Annotated in this window: 19 protein-coding genes; 7 read left to right on the top strand and 12 right to left on the bottom strand. The window is 71.1% G+C overall.

What is annotated here, in order from left to right:
- Nucleotides 1-65: 65 nt before the first annotated feature.
- The 5 genes from paaE to paaA are packed head-to-tail and all read right to left on the bottom strand — an operon-like array spanning nt 66 to nt 3,721.
- Nucleotides 66-1,175: a 1,2-phenylacetyl-CoA epoxidase subunit PaaE gene (gene paaE / locus KBX08_RS23045; protein ID WP_210785483.1), complete on the bottom strand. Its 1,110-nt coding sequence runs from the start codon at nt 1,173-1,175 to the stop codon at nt 66-68.
- Nucleotides 1,172-1,648: a 1,2-phenylacetyl-CoA epoxidase subunit PaaD gene (gene paaD, locus KBX08_RS23040; protein ID WP_210785482.1), complete on the bottom strand. Its 477-nt coding sequence runs from the start codon at nt 1,646-1,648 to the stop codon at nt 1,172-1,174. The genes paaE and paaD overlap by 4 nt, the downstream gene beginning before the upstream one ends.
- A complete protein-coding gene (gene paaC / locus KBX08_RS23035) occupies nt 1,642-2,367 on the bottom strand; it encodes a 1,2-phenylacetyl-CoA epoxidase subunit PaaC (RefSeq protein WP_210785481.1) in 726 nt (241 codons plus the stop codon). Before paaC ends, paaD begins: the two co-directional genes overlap by 7 nt.
- Nucleotides 2,364-2,648: a 1,2-phenylacetyl-CoA epoxidase subunit PaaB gene (gene paaB, locus KBX08_RS23030; protein WP_210785480.1), complete on the bottom strand. Its 285-nt coding sequence runs from the start codon at nt 2,646-2,648 to the stop codon at nt 2,364-2,366. Before paaB ends, paaC begins: the two co-directional genes overlap by 4 nt.
- Complete coding sequence (gene paaA / locus KBX08_RS23025; RefSeq protein WP_210785479.1) at nt 2,645-3,721, bottom strand: 1,2-phenylacetyl-CoA epoxidase subunit PaaA; 1,077 nt, start codon at nt 3,719-3,721, stop codon at nt 2,645-2,647. Before paaA ends, paaB begins: the two co-directional genes overlap by 4 nt.
- A 371-nt stretch (nt 3,722-4,092) precedes the next feature.
- Between paaA and KBX08_RS23020 the strand changes: the two genes are divergently transcribed.
- Both KBX08_RS23020 and KBX08_RS23015 read left to right on the top strand, forming a co-directional pair.
- Nucleotides 4,093-5,082 (top strand): hypothetical protein, encoded by a 990-nt coding sequence (locus KBX08_RS23020; protein WP_210785478.1) that lies wholly within the window; start codon nt 4,093-4,095, stop codon nt 5,080-5,082.
- Entirely contained in the window at nt 5,082-6,044 is a 963-nt protein-coding gene (locus tag KBX08_RS23015; RefSeq protein WP_210785477.1) for a hypothetical protein, read from the top strand. The genes KBX08_RS23020 and KBX08_RS23015 overlap by 1 nt, the downstream gene beginning before the upstream one ends.
- 60 nt (nt 6,045-6,104) lie before the next feature.
- Here KBX08_RS23015 and KBX08_RS23010 read toward each other — a convergent pair whose 3' ends face one another.
- From KBX08_RS23010 to KBX08_RS23000, 3 genes are read right to left on the bottom strand one after another with little or no spacing between them, the layout of a single operon-like run.
- Entirely contained in the window at nt 6,105-6,956 is an 852-nt protein-coding gene (locus tag KBX08_RS23010; protein ID WP_210785476.1) for a menaquinone biosynthetic enzyme MqnA/MqnD family protein, read from the bottom strand.
- On the bottom strand, nt 6,908-8,380 hold the full coding sequence (locus KBX08_RS23005; protein WP_210785475.1) for an MFS transporter: 1,473 nt from the start codon (nt 8,378-8,380) through the stop codon (nt 6,908-6,910). Before KBX08_RS23005 ends, KBX08_RS23010 begins: the two co-directional genes overlap by 49 nt.
- Nucleotides 8,381-8,422: 42 nt before the next feature.
- Entirely contained in the window at nt 8,423-9,208 is a 786-nt protein-coding gene (locus KBX08_RS23000) for a winged helix-turn-helix domain-containing protein (RefSeq protein ID WP_307850612.1), read from the bottom strand.
- A 340-nt stretch (nt 9,209-9,548) separates the two neighbouring features.
- On the opposite strand from KBX08_RS23000, the gene KBX08_RS22995 reads away from it, so the two are divergent.
- Complete coding sequence (locus tag KBX08_RS22995; RefSeq protein WP_210785474.1) at nt 9,549-10,799, top strand: HNH endonuclease signature motif containing protein; 1,251 nt, start codon at nt 9,549-9,551, stop codon at nt 10,797-10,799.
- A 642-nt stretch (nt 10,800-11,441) separates the two neighbouring features.
- On the top strand, nt 11,442-13,769 hold the full coding sequence (locus KBX08_RS22985) for an AAA family ATPase (protein ID WP_247669894.1): 2,328 nt from the start codon (nt 11,442-11,444) through the stop codon (nt 13,767-13,769).
- Here KBX08_RS22985 and KBX08_RS22980 read toward each other — a convergent pair.
- From KBX08_RS22980 to KBX08_RS22965, 4 genes are read right to left on the bottom strand one after another with little or no spacing between them, the layout of a single operon-like run.
- Nucleotides 13,758-14,369: a hypothetical protein gene (locus tag KBX08_RS22980; protein WP_210785473.1), complete on the bottom strand. Its 612-nt coding sequence runs from the start codon at nt 14,367-14,369 to the stop codon at nt 13,758-13,760. The genes KBX08_RS22985 and KBX08_RS22980 overlap by 12 nt on opposite strands.
- Nucleotides 14,369-14,713 (bottom strand): YbaB/EbfC family nucleoid-associated protein, encoded by a 345-nt coding sequence (locus tag KBX08_RS22975; RefSeq protein ID WP_210785472.1) that lies wholly within the window; start codon nt 14,711-14,713, stop codon nt 14,369-14,371. Before KBX08_RS22975 ends, KBX08_RS22980 begins: the two co-directional genes overlap by 1 nt.
- 9 nt (nt 14,714-14,722) lie before the next feature.
- Nucleotides 14,723-15,649: a WXG100 family type VII secretion target gene (locus KBX08_RS22970; RefSeq protein ID WP_210785471.1), complete on the bottom strand. Its 927-nt coding sequence runs from the start codon at nt 15,647-15,649 to the stop codon at nt 14,723-14,725.
- Nucleotides 15,646-16,041, bottom strand: coding sequence for a type VII secretion target (locus KBX08_RS22965; RefSeq protein WP_210785470.1), 396 nt, complete (start codon nt 16,039-16,041; stop codon nt 15,646-15,648). Before KBX08_RS22965 ends, KBX08_RS22970 begins: the two co-directional genes overlap by 4 nt.
- A gap of 135 nt (nt 16,042-16,176) precedes the next feature.
- Between KBX08_RS22965 and KBX08_RS22960 the strand changes: the two genes are divergently transcribed.
- From KBX08_RS22960 to KBX08_RS22950, 3 genes are all read left to right on the top strand, one after another.
- Nucleotides 16,177-16,821 (top strand): transporter, encoded by a 645-nt coding sequence (locus KBX08_RS22960; RefSeq protein ID WP_210785469.1) that lies wholly within the window; start codon nt 16,177-16,179, stop codon nt 16,819-16,821.
- Nucleotides 16,818-17,129, top strand: a complete 312-nt coding sequence (locus tag KBX08_RS22955) for a transcriptional regulator (RefSeq protein WP_091395655.1) — start codon at nt 16,818-16,820, stop codon at nt 17,127-17,129. Before KBX08_RS22960 ends, KBX08_RS22955 begins: the two co-directional genes overlap by 4 nt.
- The coding region (locus KBX08_RS22950; RefSeq protein WP_210785468.1) for an ABC transporter ATP-binding protein at nt 17,126-17,780 on the top strand (655 nt) is incomplete at its 3' end. The genes KBX08_RS22955 and KBX08_RS22950, both read left to right, overlap by 4 nt.

Genomic DNA, 17,780 nt, shown 5'->3' with positions numbered 1-17,780 from the left:
GCGACATAAGGGGCATCCCACTCATCTCGACAACCAAAACTGCAAGATCGGCGCGGGCGGCGTCGTCACGCGTCGTAGTCGACGGTGAGCTTGTCGGTTGTCGGGCTGGACTGGCAGGTCAGCACGTAGCCGGCGGCCAGCTCGTCGGGCTCCAACGCGTAGTTGCGGGCCATCGTGACCGCGCCGTCGACGACCTTCGCCTTGCAGGTCGAGCAGACGCCACCCTTGCAGGCGTACGGCAACTCACCCCGCACCTTCAGCGCGGCGTCCAGCACCCGTTCCTCGCGACCCATGGTGAAGCTCGACGACCGGCCGTCCAGCACGATGGTCACCTCGGCCCCGGCGCCCGCCTGGTCGACCGGCCGGCGCACCGGCTCCGGCGGCGTGTCGACGTGGAACAGCTCGGTGTGCACCGCCGACTCGGGCAGCCCACGTGCGGTCAGCACGTCCCGGACGTCGACCACCATGCCGTACGGGCCGCAGAGGAACCACTCCTCGACCAGGTCGTCCGGCACGATGGTGCCCAGCAACCGGCCCAGCCGTTCGGCGTCGATCCGACCGGAGAGCAGCGGCGACTCGCCCTGTTCCCGGGAGAGGACGTGCACCAGGTGCAGCCGGGTGGGGTAACGGTCCTTCAGGTCGGCCAACTCCTCGGCGAACATCACAGTGTTCGCCGTGCGGTTGCCGTACACCAGTGTGAAGGTGCTGGCCGGCTCGACGGCCAGGGCGGTCGCGACCAGCCCGAGCACCGGGGTGATGCCGGAGCCGGCGACGACAGCGCCGTAGTGCCGCACCCGGTCCGGCGCGAACGCCGTGGTGAAGGTGCCCAGCGGCGGCAGCACCTCGACGGTGTCGCCGCCGCGCAGCGCCCCGCAGGCGAACGCCGAGAAGGCGCCGCCGGGGATCTCCCGCACCCCGATCCGCAACCGGCCGTGCCGGGCCAGGTCGTCGGGGGTGGAGCAGATCGAGTACGACCGGCGCACGTCCGCGCCGTCCTCCGCGGCTCGCCGCACTGTGAGGTGCTGACCGGCGCGGAACGCGAAGGTTTCCCGCAGTTCCTCGGGTACGGCGAAGGTCACCGCCACGGAGTCGTCGGTGAGCCGGTCGACGGCGGCGACGGACAACGGGTGGAAGACCGGTCGGCGGCGAACCGGGCGGGTGATGGTGACAGTCACAGCGCCTTCAGGTGGTCGAAGGGTTCGGAGCAGGAACGGCACCGCCACAGTGCCTTGCACGCGGTGGAGCCGAACCGGCTGACCTGCTCGGTCTCCGGCGAGCCGCACTGCGGGCAGCGGACCGCGAGCGTCAGCGACACGACGCCGGCGGCGGGCACCGGGGTCGGCGGGGCGATCCCGGCGGCGGCGAGCTTGGTCCGCCCACGCTCGGAGATCCAGTCGGTGCTCCACGGTGGGCTGTAGACGGTCTGGACCTGCGCGTCCGGGTGGCCGGCGGCGGTGAGCGCGCGGCGGATGTCGGCCCGGATCACGTCCATCGCCGGGCAGCCGGTGTAGGTCGGGGTGATGGTGACGGTGACCCGGCCACTGGCCGGGTCCTCCTCGACCGCCCGCAGGATACCCAGCTCGTCGATGGTGATGACCCGGATCTCCGGGTCCACCACCGAGGCGGCCGCCTCCCTGGGGTTCACCACTTCGCTCCGGGGTGGGCGCGGTGCAGCACCTGCATCTCGGCGAGCAGGTAGGCCAGGTGCTCGGTGTGCACACCGGCCCGCCCACCGGCCGGAGCCCAGGCGCTGTCCGGCTGGGTGAGCGTCGCCTCGGCCAGCACCGGGACGACGACCTCGTCGAACGCCGGCCGCAGGGTGGCCGGGTCGACCGGTGCCGCCGGGTCCGCGGCGAACAATTCGTGGGTGTACGGCCACACCTTGTCGACGGCCGCCTGCATCCGGCGATGCGACTCCTCGGTGCCGTCACCGAGCCGCTTCACCCACAGCGCGCCATGGTCCAGGTGGTACGCCGACTCCTTGCGTGCCTTCGCGCCGATCGCGGCCAACCGCTCGTCCGCGCAGCCGGCCAGCGCCGTGTAGAGCGGCAGTTGGTACGCGGCCAGGAAGAACAGCTTCGCCATCGTCACCGCGAAGTCGTCGTTGGGCAGCTCGACCACTAGCGCGTTGCGGAACTCCCGGTCGTCGCGCAGGTACGCCAACGCGTCCTCGTCGCGGCCGGCGCCCTCCAGCTCGCCCGCGTACGACAGCAGCAGGCGCGCCGCGCCGAGCTGGTCGAGGGCGATGTTGGCCAGCGCGATGTCCTCTTCCATCTCCGGGGCACGGGTGGTCCACTCGGCCAACCGCTGGGCCGCGACCAACGCGTCGTCGGCGAGAGCGAGGGTGAAGTCGAAGGGCCCGTTCACAGGTGGGCCACCCCGTCCGGCACCTCGTAGAAGGTGGGATGGCGGTAGACCTTGTCGGCCGCCGGGTCGAAGAAGGCGTCCTTCTCGTCCGGGCTGGACGCGGTGATCGCACCGGCCGGCACCACCCAGATCGACACGCCCTCCTGGCGGCGGGTGTAGAGGTCGCGGGCGTTGCGCAGGGCAAGCGCGGCGTCGGGCGCGTGCAGGCTGCCGACGTGCGTGTGCGACAGCCCGCGCCGGGCCCGCACGAAGACCTCCCAGAGCGGGGTGTGTTGCGTCATGCTGCGACCGTCTCCTTCTGTCCTGCCCGCTTCGCGGCGTACGCCGCGGCGGCCTCGCGTACCCAGGTGCCGTCAGCGTGCGCGGCCCGGCGGTGGGCCATCCGCTCCCGGTTGCACGGCCCGTCGCCCGAGATCACCTGCATCAGCTCGTCATAGTCCGGCTGGGTGTAGTCGTACGCCTGCCGCTCGTCGTTCCAGCGCAGGTCCGCGTCGGGGATGCGAAGCCCGAGGATCTCGGCCTGCTGGACGCACATGTCGACGAAGCGTTGGCGCAGATCGTCGTTCGAGAAGCGCTTGATCTTCCAGGCCATCGACTGGGCGGAGTGCGTGGAGTCGCCGTCTGGCGGGCCGAACATGGCCAGCGACGGGTACCACCAACGGTCCACCGCGTCCTGGGCCATCGCCTGCTGCGCGGGGGTGCCGTGCGCCAGGGTGTGCAGGATCTCGTAGCCCTGCCGCTGGTGGAACGACTCCTCCTTGCAGACCCGGATCATCGCGCGGGCGTACGGGCCGTAGGAGCAACGGCAGAGCGGCACCTGGTTGACGATCGCCGCGCCGTCCACCAGCCACCCGATGGCGCCCACGTCGGCCCAGCTCAGGGTGGGGTAGTTGAAGATCGAGCTGTACTTCTGGCGGCCGTCGAGCAGCAGTTGGACCAGCTCGTCGCGGCTGATGCCGAGGGTCTCGGCGGCGGCGTAGAGGTAGAGGCCGTGACCCGCCTCGTCCTGCACCTTGGCCAGCAGGATCGCCTTGCGCTTGAGCGACGGCGCCCGACTGATCCAGTTGCCCTCCGGCTGCATGCCGATGATCTCGGAGTGGGCGTGCTGGGCGATCTGCCGGATCAGCGTCCGCCGGTACGCGTCGGGCATCCAGTCGCGGGGTTCGATCTTCTGCTCGGCGTCGACCACCTCGGCGAAGTACGCCGCCAGGTCCTCGTCCGGCGCGGGCCCGCCACGCCGCCCGCGCGCCGCCGCCGCCCGCAGCTCGGCCTCGGCGGCCTCGACCTCGCCCAGCAGGCCGCCGGGCGCCTCGTCCGGGGTGCCGTTCGGGGCGGAGAAGTCGTTGCCATACATGAGGCTAAGTGTTACAGCTTGCGCCACGTTGCGCCAGGGGGTGTAACAGGAATCCGAGCATCCCATCCGTAATCGAATGACTGCTTTGTGCTACCTGGAGGTCGCCCTGTCGTCGTGACTTAGGCCACGAAACAAAGGTGAATCCCTGCAAAAACCTCATACCGGCCCCATATCCCGCCTTTATCGCAGGTTGCCTAGTGTCGAACCCTGGCGGTCTGCCGGTCCGGACGTAGACTTCTGCCGGTCAACCGATCGGCTGCCGACATCGACATCTCCACAGAGGCCACCTCCCCCGGCCTCGGCGATCGCACCCGATTCGTCCCGACGGCAAGCCGGTCCCCCCGGCCCTGACACCTGGAGTTCAGCCACTCATGCGATCTCGCGTGACCCTGGTGCTCGCCATCACGGCGGTCGTGCTCGGCGGCGTCCTACTGGTCCCCACCGCGTACGCCCGACTCGCCAGCGACGGCAGCGGCGGAGGCGGCGGCGGAAGCACGGCGAGCGTCGCCGCGCCCGCACCCACCCCACCGCCGCCACCCACCCTGGCGGCCGGCCCGGTGTCGGTGAGCTTCAAGGGTGAGTTCTTCTCATGGGCTCTGCTGGACCGGAAGACGGGCAAGATCTCCGGGTCGCCGAACATGACTGCGACCAGCTCCACCGAATCGATGATCAAAGCGTGGATCGTCTCCGACTACCTGCGGCAGCTCGGCGACAAGGAGCCGCCCGCAGCGCTGAAGGAGGCGGCTCGACTCGCCATCGTCGACAGCAACGACGGGGCGGCGAACAAGGTCCACGCCGCCGCGGGTGGCTCATACAAGCCCTCGACCAGCAGCATTCCCGACGCGGTGATCCAGCGGGCGATCAAGATCTGCGGGCTGACCGACACCAAGCGCGGCAACACCAAGCCGTACACCGGCTACTGGAGCTATACCCGGATGTCTCCCCGCGACGCGGTCCGGGTCGGCGACTGCATCGCCGACGGTAAGGCTGCCGGCCCGAAGTGGACCAAGTGGGTGTTGGATCAGATGAGCAAGGTCAGGGGCACCACCGCGACCAAGGACCAGAAGACCGAGTCCGGCGGTGGCCGCTGGGGGATCATCGACGGCCTACCGAAGTCGATCACCGCTCAGGGGCCGGTCAGCATGAAGAACGGCTGGACCCCGATCTACGGCGACGGCAACTGGCACGTCAACTGCCTCGCCGTCACCAGCAAGTGGAGCCTCGCGGTGATGCTGCGCTACCCGATCAGGACCGGCCTGGACTACGGCGCGAAGGTCTGCGCCAGTGTGGCCACCCAACTGGTCACCCCGCAGCCGGGCGCCGCGCTCAAGGTGCCGCAGCAGCCGGTCGGAAAGCTCTGATGGCCGGTAACCGTCGGGTCGACCGGCGCAACGGCGGCGAGGCTTCCCCGATGCGGCTGATCGCCATCGCGGTCATCCTCATCGGGCTGGTCCTGGTGTCGCTGCGGCTGCTGCCCGGTTCGCCGTTCGAGTCGTCCGCCGCAGCCAAGTGGGGCGACGCCGGCTCCGGCACCAGCGACCGCCCCACCGGCGCCGGCACCGACCGCAGCGCCCGCCAGCCGTCCGCGCCGTCACCGAAGCCCAGCCCGTCGCTGGAGCCGCTGCCCTTCGTGGCCAAGGACCTCGATCTGAACATCGAGGGCTGGTACGCCTGGAGCGTCCTCGACCGCCGAACCGGGAAGATCATCGGTTCGAAGAACATGGACGAGACCAGCACCACCGCCTCCATGATCAAGGCTTGGATCGTCGCCGACTACCTGCGTCGCGCGGCCGACGCCGGCCAGACCCCGAGCGACGCGAAGCTCGCCGACGCGACCCGGATCATCCGGGACAGCGACAACACCCGGGCCGAACAGTTCTACAACCTGGTCGACCGGGACGCCTCGATCAAGCGGCTCATCTCCATGTGCAAACTGACCGACAGCAGCGTCGCCCCCGACAAGGGCTGGAGCCGGACGGCGCTCTCCCCCCGGGACACCGCCCGGATGGGCAACTGCATCGTCACCGGCACCGCCGCCGGGCCGAAGTGGACCAAGTGGCTGCTCAACGAGATGAAGCAGGTTCGCGGTGCCGGCGACTTCGGTATCCGCAAGGCCTTCCCGGCCTCCGAGCAGAAGAAGATCGCCATCAAGAACGGGTGGATCGACCGGACCAGGGAGCAGGAGATGCACATCAACTGCCTGGCCATCGGTGACACCTGGACGATGGGCGTGATGGTCAAGTACCCGATCAACATGGGCTACGACTACGGCATGAAGAACTGCCAGAAGATCACCGAGGCACTGCTCCGCCCCGGCACCTGAGCCCCTGGCGCCTCGGCGCTTCGCCGGGCCGGTTGGCTTTGCCGGCCCGGCTGGCAGCGGTCAGCCGGCGAAGAACTCCGGGCCGCCGTCCGGCAACGCCGGGGCCTCGCCGATCGCCGCCGCCCGTCGGGCCCACTCGCGCAGCCCGGCGACCTGCCGGTCGCCAAGGGAAAAATCGAGGGTACGGAAGTACGTGGCCAGCGTCTCCGCGTCGAAGGTCTCCCAGCGGGCAGCCGCCTCGGCGACCTGGTCCAACTCCGCCAGGCAGAGGTCCCGTGAGCGCAGGAAAGCCTCGTGCACCTCCTTCACCAGGCCCGGGTGGGCGGCGGCGAAGTCGCGGCGGACCGCCCAGACGGCGAAGACCATCGGCAGCCCGGTCCACTCCCGCCACGCCTGGCCGAGGTCGGTGACAGTGAGGCCCTTCTGCGGTGCCTCGTAGTACGCCCGCAGCGCCACGTCCCCGATCAGCACGGCGGCGTCGGCCTCCAGCAGCATCTGGGTCAGATCCGGCGGGCAGCGGAAGTACTCGGGCCGCACGTTGTACTGCTCGGCGAGCAGCAATTGAGCCAGCATGACCCCGGTCCGCGAGGTCGAACCGAGCGCCACCCGGGCGCCGTCCAACTCGGCGAGCGGCCGGGTGGAGACCATGTTGACCGAGAGCACCGGCCCGTCGCTGCCCACCGCCAGGTCCGGCAGGAGCAGCAGCTCGTCGGCGTGCTTCAGATACTCCAAGAGCGTGATCGGGCCGATGTCGAGGTCGCCGGCGACCAGCGCCGCGCTCAACCGGTCCGGCGAGTCCTTGTGCAGGTCCACGTCGAGCAGGGCACCGGAACGCATCAGACCCCAGTAGATCGGCAGGCAGTTCAGGAACTGAATGTGCCCGACCCGCGGGCGTGCGATGCGCTCAGCCATGGCCCGACCGTATCGCCGGCGGCTGGCTCCGGCTCGGCGGGCCGCCGCGGAGTGGCCAAGCCCGCATTTGACGACCGTCGTACCGCCCGGGTCACGACCGGCACGAACACCAGCACCACCAGCAGCCCGACCACACCGGCACCGGCGATCAGCGGCCGAGGCGGAACGACCGCGAGCAACGCCCCGCCGATCAGGAAGCCGGCCATCGAGCCACCCTGCACCGCAGCGCCGTAGCTGGCGTACGCCCGGGCGCGCATCGCCTCCGGTACCCGCCGAGCGGTGAGCAGGTTGGCGAAGACGTTCTCGCCACCGTTGGCCGCACCCCCCACCAGCCAGAGCGGCACCAACACACCCGCAGCCGGCACCGTCGCCGCCAGCAACACCATCAGGCTGCACACGGCCAGAGTGGCCAGCACCCCCCGTACCAACGCGCCGTCGTCGTCGAGCCGCCCGGCAAGTCGTACGGCGAGCCAGGTCCCCGGCAGCATGCCAGCCATCCATGCGGCACTCACCAGGCCGTACGTGGTCGCCGAGCCCCCCAGCGTCTCCCGGATGAAGAAGACCTCGATCACGTTGATGCCGCCGATCGCCGCGATCACCACGGCGGTGCTCACCACCATGACGAGCATCAGCGGATCGCGGCGCAGCCGCCAGCCGATCTCCGTACCCCCAGGGGTTGCCACGCCGCCCAAAACGGCCCGGCTGCTCACGGTGGTGGCCGGGCTGGCGGCGGCCTCGCTGCCCACGGCGGCCTCGCTGCCCACGGCGGCCTCGCTGCCCACGGCGGCCTCGCTGCCCACGGCGGCCTCGCTGCCCACGGCGGCCTCGCTGCCCACGGCGGCGGGCCGCCGGCCGCCGCGTCGGGTCCGCAGCAGTAGGCCCGCGACCACGAGCGCCAGGTAGGTCGCGGCATCGAGAAGCAGCGGTACGCGGGTGCCGAACTGTCCCACCAGCAGGCCGGCCAGCACCGGGCCGCCGAGCGCACCGAGCGAGACGGCGGTCTGACTGATCGCGCTGGCTCGCGGCAGGTCGGCCGGGCGGACCATCGCCGGCAGCAGCGCGGCGAGGCAGGGTTGGGTGACCGCGAGCCCGCAGGCCAGCAGGGCGACGAGCCCTACCACCAGTACCGGTTGCTCGACGACGGCGAGGAGCGCGCAGATTGCGGCCTGCCCGAACCCGATGGTCACCAGCAGGGTACGGCTGTCCGTCCGGTCGGCGAGTCGGCCCGCGAGTGGGGCGAGTACCACCAGGGGCAGGGTGGCGGACAACAGCAGCCCCGATACGGCCAGACCGCCGGCACCGGCACCCTGTAGCGCCAGCGCCAGCGCGGTCGCGGCGAGGAAGTCGCCGCAGATCGTGGTGCCTCGAGCAGCGGCGGCGAGCCAGACGTCCGACCAGCGCGACTCGTCCGTTGTGAAGGACATGCTTCGAAAATAATGCTTCACAACTGATTGATGCAAGCCTGGCTATGCCAACGGCACCGTCCGGTACTGCACCGCGACCGTGCGCGCCCCCGTCGGTGAGGCACCCTGCCGCCGCCGCGGGTGATACGGCCGGAGCAGCGCCAGCACCGCCTCGTTCAACTCGGCCAACTCGTCGGCGGTGAGGAGCAACAGCGTGTCGGTGAACAGAGCGGTGTCGTACCATTCGGCCGGCTCGTCCCCGGCGCGCCGCAACCAGTCCCGGGTCCGCTCCATGGCCCGGACCGCATGCGCCTCCACCAGCGCCTGCTCGGCCGCACGCGCCTCAGGCCCGGCATCACGACCCGCCTCGACCAGCACACTCACACTCGGCACACGCCACAACCGCTCGCGCGCGTCCCCCCGGCTCGGCGCCTGCTCAACCAGGCCGAACTTCGCCAGCGCCCGAAGGTGGTAACTGGTTGCGCTCGGCGACAACCCAACGATCTCGGCACATTCGGTGGCAGTCCCACCACTCTCGCGACTGTTCAGGTGCTCCATGATCGCGATTCGAGCCGGATGGGCCATCGCCCGCATCACCTGGGGGTCGCTGATCGTCATCCGGCGTGAATCGGAGCGGGCCTCGGTCATACGCCCATGATCCCGGCAGCCCCGCCAACCTGCCATCACCCCCGCGTCCCGCTCGGACCACCGCGCGTCGGCCACGCTTTTACCTTCGGCCGCGAGCAGGCGGATTTGCCGGCGGGCACGGCTTGGCGGGGTGGCCTGAGTGGCGAGCGCGGGTTTGCGTCTCTGCGGCGCGGCGCGGCGCGGCGCGGCGCGGCAGGGCACGGCAGGGCACGGCAGGGCACGGCGGGGCGCGGCAGGGCACGGCGGGGCGCGGCAGGGCACGGCGGGGCGCGGCAGGGCACGGCGGGGAGACTTCGCGGCACGGCGGTTCGGCGGCGCGGCGGCTCGGCGAGCACGGCGCGGCTCGGCGAGCACGGCGCGGCTCGGCGAGCGCGGCGCGGCGCGGCTCGGCGAGCGCGGCGCGGCTCGGCGGGCGCGGCGCGGCTTGGCGGACGCGCAAGCGGGCACGACAAGCGGGCAGCTCACGATGATCGACGAAATTGATTGCACTCATTGATCAGGACGACTCCAAAGTGTCGTACACCAGTTCTATTCTGCTCTCATGTTGGAGGCGTTGGCGCAGGTGGATGGGGCAGTTGACGACTGCGCCGAGACCGCGTTCTGGGCGCTCTCCGATGACGAGTTGCTTGCTTCTCTCGACGCGACTCAGGTGTTGGCGCAGCGGTTGGCCGCCGTTCAACTCGGTCTGGTCCATGAGTTGGACGGTCGCGGGCTGGCGGTCACCCAGGGCGCCTCGTCCACTGCGGTCTGGCTTCGGGAGCGGCTGCGGCTCTCGGGTCGCAGCGCCCGCCAGCTGGTCCAGCTCGCCGCCACCATCGACGCCGCCCCGCCAGCGGTGCGCGACGCGCTGCTCAGCGGTGCCATCACCGTCGAGCAGGGTCGGGTGGTGGCCGAGACGATCGCCGCCCTCCCGGTCGAAGCCGGTCCCGAGGTGGCGGACAAGGCCACCCAACTACTGGTCACCTGGGCCGACCGTTTCGATCCGACAAGCCTGAGCCGGCTCGGCGAGCGCGTCCTCGCGCACGTCGCTCCGGAGTTGGCCGACCAGGCTGAGTTGAAGGCTCTGGAGCGGGCCACCGAGCGAGCCGAGGCCCGCCGGCACGTCACGCTCTCCGAGCAACGAAACGGCCAGGTACGCCTCAGCGGCAACCTCGACACCGAAACCGCGAGCCTGCTGCGCGAGGCCATCGATCCGCTCTGCACCCCAACCGGTGAGCAGGATGACCGCAGTCCTGGTCAGCGCCGCGCCGACGCGTTGGGCGAGATCTGCCGACTGGCGCTACGCACCGGCCAGCTGCCCGACAACGGCGGCGACCGTCCTCAGCTGGTGGTGACCGTTTCGCTGGAGGAACTGGTCAACGGCGTACGCGCCGGAACACTGGAGACCGGCACGCGCCTCACCCCCGGCGCGGTCCGCCGCCTGGCCTGCGATGCGGGCGTGCTGCCGGTCGTGCTGGACGGCAACAGTCAGGTCCTGGACGTCGGTCGGCAGCGCCGGCTCTTCACCGGCCCGTTGCGGCGCGCGCTGGTCCTGCGGGACGGCGGTTGCGCCTTTCCTGGTTGTGATCGGCCGCCGAGATGGTGCGACGGTCACCACATCCGACACTGGGCCGACGGTGGGGGGACGGCGCTGGGCAATGCGGTGCTGCTCTGCGGCTACCACCACCGGTTCATCCACCGCGGCGACTGGACGGTCCGTCTCTCGGCGGACGGTCGACCTGAATTCCTCCCGCCCAGCTGGCTCGACCCACTGCGCACCCCTCGTCGCAACCTCTACCACCTGCGCTGCTGATGCCGCCAACCACGCCCACGCCGCCCGCGCCTGCGTCTGGCGACCGCCGCCGCGGTCGCCACCGTCACCGCGCCTTGCCGCCGCGACCGCAGTCGCCACCGCGACCGCCACGGCCTCACCACCGCCACGGCCTCACCACCGCCACGGCCTCGCCACCGCGCCTTGCCAGCCACCGCCACCGCAGTCGCCACCGCCACCGCCACCGCCACCGCAGCCTCACCACCGTGCCTTGCTACCGCGGCTTGCCACCGGCCACCGCGACAACCCTGCTGTCCCTGCCGTCCAAGCTGTGTCTCCCGGTGATCAACTCGGCTTCCTGAAAACCGGGGCGTTGCACCGGCCCAGACACCGCGACTCCCTGAAAGCCGAGTCGGTCACCGGCGTCGCGGCGGTCGCGGTATGAAAAAGCACGGCGCGGGGCAGGGCGTGGTCGCCCAGCGACACCCGACCGGGCGACACGCCGTCTCGGACGGGTGGTCGCGTCGGTAATTCGCTGGATGCGCCGGTTTGAGGAGCGTAGGGTTGCAGCCCGCTTGACGGCCGAGGTGAGCTGCACCGGAACGGACGTCTTCGCGCCGGGCGGCCGGCCATCCGCCCCCGGACACGCGAGCGCGCAGCAGATGTGAACGATGGGACGTCAGCATGCCCGCACTTGACCTCGACACCCAGCTCGACCCCGACACCGACACCGACCTCGACACCGACCTCGACGCGGACCTGGCCGCCGAACGCGCACACCTCACCACCTCGCGGGCGGCGCTGGGTCGGATGCGGGAGCGGGCCGAGTCTCTCTTCGCCACCGGTGACCAGGTGGCCGGCGACGCGTACGCGGCCGAGACGCTCGGCCGCACCCTGGCCCGCCGGGTCGCCGAGCTGGCCGACGACCCGACCACTCCGCTCTTCTTCGGCCGCCTCGACTTCGCCGCCGCCCCAAACAACAGCAGCACCACCGACAGCACCGCCACGGACAGCAGCGCCACGGACAGCAGCGCCACGGACAACGGGACCGTCGAGCGCAGGACCTCCAACAACGGGACCACCGACAGCAGCACCACCAACAGCGGGGCCACGAACAGCGGCAGCCCCAACCGCAGGCCCACGGACGACAGCAGCACGAGCGACAGGCCCACAGCCAACAGGCCCGCCAACGACACGACCGCGCCCGACGCCAGCGGCGATCATCACGGTCGGCGGTATCACGTGGGGCGGCGGCATGTCACCGATGAGCGTGGTGAGCCGTTGGTGCTGGACTGGCGGGCACCGGTCTCCCGCTCGTTCTACCGGGCGAGTGTGCGGGATCCGCAGGGGGTGGCGGTTCGGCGGCGGTTCGGTTTCAGCAATGGTGTGCTGACCAGCTTCGAGGATGAGCGGTTGGACCGGGGCGAAGAGCTCGGTACGACCAGTCGGATCCTCACCGCCGAGATCGAGCGCCCACGCGTCGGGCCGATGCGGGACATCGTCGCCACGATCCAGCCGGAGCAGGACGAGCTGGTCCGGGCTGACCTCGCCGACTCGATCTGTGTGCAGGGCGCGCCGGGTACGGGAAAGACGGCGGTGGGTCTGCACCGGGCCGCGTACCTGCTCTACCTGCATCGGGAGCGGTTGCGGCGGGCGGGTGTGCTGATCGTCGGGCCGAACCGGGCGTTCCTGTCGTACATCGCGGCAGTGCTGCCGGCGCTCGGCGAGGTCGAGGTCGAGCAGGCCACGGTAGAGGAGTTGATCTCCCGGGTGGCGGTTCGGGCGGTCGAGGCGCCGGCGGTGGCCGCGCTCAAACACGACGTACGGATGGCGAGCGTGCTGCGGCGCGCGGTGCAGGGGCAGATCGGCACCCCGACCGAGTCGATCACCGTGTCGGACGGCTCGTTCCGTTGGCGGATCGGGGTGGAGCCGTTGCACCGGATCGTCGAGGAGACCCGCCGGGAGGGGCTGCCGTACGGCACGGGTCGGGAACGTGTCCAGGCGCGGGTGGTGAGTCTGCTGCAACGGCAGGCCGAGGCGCGGCGTGCGGAGTCGCCCAGCGATGCCTGGCTGCGCCGGATGAGCCGCTGCCGGCCCGTGCTCGACTTCCTGGACGCGGTCTGGCCGGCGCTCACCCCGGAAGGGCTGGTGCACGGCTTGTTCTCCGATCCGGCCCGGCTCGCCGCGGCGGCGGACGGGCTGCTCAGCGACGCCGAGCAGGCGCAGTTGAGCTGGGTGAAGCCAGCCCGAACGCCGAAGGCGACCCGTTGGACCGCCGCCGACGCGGTGCTGATCGACGAGGCGACCGGGTTGCTGGAACGGCTCTCCGGATTCGGGCACGTGGTGGTGGACGAGGCGCAGGATCTCTCCCCGATGCAGTGTCGGGCCATCGCTCGGCGCAGCGAGCACGGCTCGGTCACGCTCCTCGGTGACCTCGCCCAGGGCACCGCGCCGTGGGCGGCGACGGACTGGAGGGAATCCCTCGCCCACCTGGGCAAGCCGGACGCGGTGGTGGTCCCGTTGACAGTCGGTTTCCGGGTACCCGCGGCAGTCGTCGCATTCGCGAACCTGCTGCTTCCGGCGCTCGCGGTGGACGTACCGCCGGCCGAGTCGCTGCGCCACGACGGCGGCCTGGACGTGCGTACGGTGACCGACCTGACCTCGGCGACGGTGGCCGAGGTGCGCGCGGCGCTCGCGCACGACGGCTCGGTCGGTGTGATCGCCGCGGACGACGCGGTCGACGGCCTGCGCGCGGCGCTGGCCGAGGCCGGTGTCGAGACCGCGACCGCCGACGACGTGGCGGCCGCGGAGCGGGTCACCGTGGTGCCGGCGACGCTGGTCAAGGGCCTTGAGTACGACCATGTGGTGGTGGTTGAGCCGGCCGCGATCGTCGCGGCCGAGCCGCGGGGGCTGCACCGGTTGTACGTGGTGCTCACCCGGGCGGTGTCCCGGCTGGCGGTGCTGCACGTCGCGCCGCTGCCTGCCCCGCTCGTCGGCGGGTCAGCCGGCTGACAGGGCTGCCGCGACCTCCCGCAGCGGGCGGCTGGAGTCGGCCAGCGGCACGTGGAACGACAGCCACGACCCGTCGGTGAAGTCGATCCGCAGCCGCTTCCAGTTCAACCGGTACCTGCCGACCCGGGCGGCGACGGTCGTTCGCGGGACGGACCCGAGCAGTTCGACGTCGGCCTGCGCCTGTTCGTCCGCCGCGGAGCCGGAGAGCAGCCCGACTGGTGCGGTCGCACCGAGCAGCAGCCGCTGGTCGGTGACCCCCAGCACGAGGGTTCGGAGGCCGGAGCCCTTCGTCGCCACCGTCAGGGCATGGTGCAGCACGGATGCCTGGGAATCTGGCTCACCTCGACCTCCGACACCGAAGAAGAGCCAGTCGACGGCGTTGTCCGCCCTACCGAAAGTGATGTTCGGTGACAGCACGTTGAGCAGGACACCCAGGACGCCCGGGCCACCGGTGGCGGGCGGCGCCGACGGCTGCGAGGGCGGCGCCGGCGTCAGCCCGCCGCCCGCTCGCACCTGGGCCACCGCGCGCACCTGTTCGCCGGCCCCCAGCAGTCGAGTGATCCCCTCGACGTACCGTGCCTGACTTTCGTCGGCCGTCATCAGCGCCCCTCGTGGTCGGCGGACCGACGCGGACCGGCTCCTGGATCGCCGATGACCTCGCCGACCAACTCCCGGACCTGGGCCGCGGCGGCCTCCTGCGCCCGGTTGGCGGCTGCGGTGAACTCCTCGGCCAGACTGTAGGAGTCCAGTCGCATCGCCCGCGCGTTCAGCTCGGTAGAAACGATCTTGCCGTCGGCCGCGGCGGTGACCCGTACCAGGCCGGAGTCGCTCACGCCCTCGGCGCTGGTCTGCTCCAACTCCGCCATCCGGTCGGCGAGTTGCCGCTGCCATCCGTCCAGGTTGCGAGCCAGCGCCTCGATTCGGTCCAGGGCGGGGAAGGTCATGGCTGCCTCTCAGTTCAGGATAGAGTCGAAGACATTCTGCACACCCGCTGTGTACGGGCCCAGGTCCTCGCTGTACGTGCCGTCGACCAGGTAGTTGCGGTCCTTCTGCCCGTCGGAGATGTCGTGCAGGCCCATGCCGGTGTCCAGCAGAGCGCCGCCGAAACCGGGGATGTTGACCGGCGAGACCTGGTTGATGACGAACTTGCCCGGAAAGAGGGTCTTGAACTTCTCGACCTGGAAGGCACGCCCCTCGGGCGTCCAGCCGCCCTTGCTGAGCAGCTTGTACTGCTTCTTCCGCTGCTTGAGCTCCATGACGGTGTCCGCGTACTTGCGAAGCTGGCCGGCGACCTTGCCCAGCCGGGCGGCGAGGCGGGTGAGCACCTCGGCGAACCGGGCGACGATCTTGACCATCCGACCCACTGTGGTGGCCAGCCGGGCCAGCACCCGGACCACGGTGGCGGCCAACGAGACGCCGGCGCTCAGCGCCGCGGCCACCGCCGCGATGATCACCTCGGTGAGGAACCAGAGCAGGAACTCGAGGATCAGCTCGACCAGCAGATTGAACGCGTCCACCGCCGCGTTCGCCGCCTCGACCAGCACGTCCTTGGTGCCGTCGAGCCCTTGGGCCAGCTCCTCGATCGCCGCCTCCACCGACTCCATCGAGGCATGGAAGCCCTCTGCAGCGTCGCCGGTCCACGCGCCGCGCAACCGGGCCCGGTCGGCGATCTGGTCACCGGCGATCTCCCGTACCGCCGCGCCGGTGTCCAGGCAGAGCTGCGCCGCCCGCATCAGGTCGTCCGGTTCGCCGGCGACCAGCTCCAGCAGTTGCTCGAACGGCCAGAGCACCGCGTTGGAGAGCGGCTTGAAGGGTTCGGGCGTGCCCGAGACGATCTGCTCGAAGTAGGTCTTGTTGCGCTGCAACGCCTCGGTGCTCACGCCGGCACCGAACCGTTCGGAGCGCCGATGCCACCCGACCAGGGGCCGGGCGCGATGACGTCGGGAGCGGGCGGGCGGCCGGGCACGAACAGGTCGGTGTTGGCCGCGTCGGTGCCGGTGTAGGCGGCGGCGGTGTCGGTGAGCCCTTCGGCGATGTCCGCCATCATCTCGGCGCCGTCGGCGAGCCCTTGCAGGCACGCCTCGAACTGCTCGGCGTACGTCGCCGCGAGGTTGAAGGACGCCGGCATCACTCCGAAGGCGTGCCGTGGCACGTGCCCGTCACCGAAGGCGCGGTGCAGCTCGCGGAAACGGGCCGCCCGATCCTTGGCCCCGGCGGCGAACGCCGTCAGAGCCTCCGGCTGGACCTCCAGCTCATTGCTCGGGCTTGACACGAACCCTCCCCTGTGGCCTGTGCGACGGATCAGTCGTCACGACTGACCACCATAGGCACTGCTCGCCGTTATCGGGGGGTCCCGTCGGTGATGGCGGGGTCACCCACCTCGACTTTGTGTCTTAAAGTAGTTTGCGTGGACCCCGACGATGACTCACCACCCACTGACGCCGCGGCGGCGCTCCGGCTGATCCAGGACCAGCGGTCGGCGACGGCACGCCGGCTCGACCCCGACGCCCGCCTGCTCTACTGGCCGTGGAGTGTCGCCTGGCTGGTCGGTTTCGGGCTGTTCTTCCTGCGATTCCCCCCGGGTGACCGGGCGCTGGTCCACCTGCCGAGCTGGCTGCCGCTGACCGTCCTCTTCGTACTGCTCGCGGCCGCCGGAGCGACCCAGGCGGTGGTCAGCGTGCGGGCCTACGACCAGGTGAGCGGCGATTCCGCCCGTCGGGGGCAGTGGTACGGGTACGCCTGGGCCCTCGGTTCGGTGAGCGTCTACGCGGGGCTGGGCCGGATCTCCGAGCACCTGCCGCACGACCTGGCGGCGCTGCTCTGGTCGGCGACCGCCGTCGGGCTGACCGGTGCGCTGCACATGGCCGGCGGGGCGGTCTGGCTGGACCAGGACCTGTTCCGCCTCGGCGTCTGGATCAGTGTGATCAACCTGATCGGTGCGATCGCCGGGCCGGGCTGGCACGCGCTCGTCGTGGCGGTGGCCGGCGGCGGCGGAATGCTGGTGGCCGGCGCGCTCGCCCGGCGGCGACAGCGACAGCGGCAGCAGCCGTGACCGAGCTGGATCCGGTCATCCACGCGCAGGCCCGGCTGCGGGTGGTCGCCAGCCTCTCCGCACTCAACGTCGGCGACAAGATCGCTTTCCCCCGCCTACAGGAGCTGCTCGCGATGACCGCCGGCAACCTCTCGGTGCACCTGCGCAAACTCGAGGACGCCGGCTACGTGGAAATCAGCAAGACCCATCGTGGACGCACCCCGGCGACCCTGGTCGGGCTCAGCCGGCGAGGTCGGCTGGCGTTCGAGGAGTACACCGAAGCGATCCGCGCCCTGCTCGACCCCGCCCCGTCGAAGGAGCAGCCATGACCCTCGCCCGCGCCGAACAGGCCAGCCGCCGGTACGGCGACGTCCTCGCCCTCGATCGTGTCGACCTGGAGGTCCGGGCCGGTGAGCTGGTCGGCCTGCTCGGGCCGAACGGCGCCGGCAAGAGCACCCTGATGAACCTGCTGGTGGGCTTGCGCCGCCCCAGCTCCGGGCGGGTCGAGCTGTTCGGTCGCGACCCCCGCGACCCGGCGAGCCGTCGGCAGATCGGGGTCACCCCGCAGGAGACCGGCCTGCCCGGCACGCTGCGCGTCGGCGAGGTGGTCGACTTCGTCTCCGCGCACTACCCCGACCCGGTGCCCCGGGCTGAGCTGCTCGACCGTTTCGGTCTCGCCGACCTGGCCCGGCGGCAGACCGGTGGGCTCTCCGGCGGGCAACGCCGCCGGTTGGCGGTGGCGTTGGCGTTCGTCGGCCGGCCCCGGCTGGTGCTGCTCGACGAACCCACCACGGGCCTGGACGTGGCCGCCCGGCACACCCTGTGGGCGGCGATCCGGGCATTTCACGACGACGGCGGCACCGTGCTGTTGAGCAGCCACTACCTGGAGGAGGTGGAGGCGCTCGCCCACCGGGTGGTGGTCATCGGGCAGGGCCGGGTGCTCGCCGACGACACAGTGGACGCGGTGCGCGGCATCGTGG

The organism is Micromonospora sp. H61, assembly GCF_018070325.1.
Lineage (GTDB): Bacteria > Actinomycetota > Actinomycetes > Mycobacteriales > Micromonosporaceae > Micromonospora > Micromonospora salmantinae.
The sequence above is the reverse complement of the archived record's forward strand: the minus strand, read 5'-3'. Positions and strand labels throughout refer to the sequence as shown.

Bases quoted from the DNA above. Each gene is read 5' to 3' on its own strand.
- KBX08_RS22985 (WP_247669894.1), top strand. From the start codon at position 11,442: ATGCCCGCACTTGACCTCGACACCCAGCTCGACCCCGACACCGACACC.
- KBX08_RS22980 (WP_210785473.1), bottom strand. From the start codon at position 14,369: ATGACGGCCGACGAAAGTCAGGCACGGTACGTCGAGGGGATCACTCGA.
- KBX08_RS23020 (WP_210785478.1), top strand. From the start codon at position 4,093: ATGCGATCTCGCGTGACCCTGGTGCTCGCCATCACGGCGGTCGTGCTC.
- KBX08_RS22995 (WP_210785474.1), top strand. From the start codon at position 9,549: ATGTTGGAGGCGTTGGCGCAGGTGGATGGGGCAGTTGACGACTGCGCC.
- KBX08_RS23010 (WP_210785476.1), bottom strand. From the start codon at position 6,956: ATGGCTGAGCGCATCGCACGCCCGCGGGTCGGGCACATTCAGTTCCTG.
- paaA (WP_210785479.1), bottom strand. From the start codon at position 3,721: ATGTATGGCAACGACTTCTCCGCCCCGAACGGCACCCCGGACGAGGCG.
- paaB (WP_210785480.1), bottom strand. From the start codon at position 2,648: ATGACGCAACACACCCCGCTCTGGGAGGTCTTCGTGCGGGCCCGGCGC.
- KBX08_RS22975 (WP_210785472.1), bottom strand. From the start codon at position 14,713: ATGACCTTCCCCGCCCTGGACCGAATCGAGGCGCTGGCTCGCAACCTG.
- KBX08_RS23015 (WP_210785477.1), top strand. From the start codon at position 5,082: ATGGCCGGTAACCGTCGGGTCGACCGGCGCAACGGCGGCGAGGCTTCC.
- KBX08_RS23005 (WP_210785475.1), bottom strand. From the start codon at position 8,380: ATGTCCTTCACAACGGACGAGTCGCGCTGGTCGGACGTCTGGCTCGCC.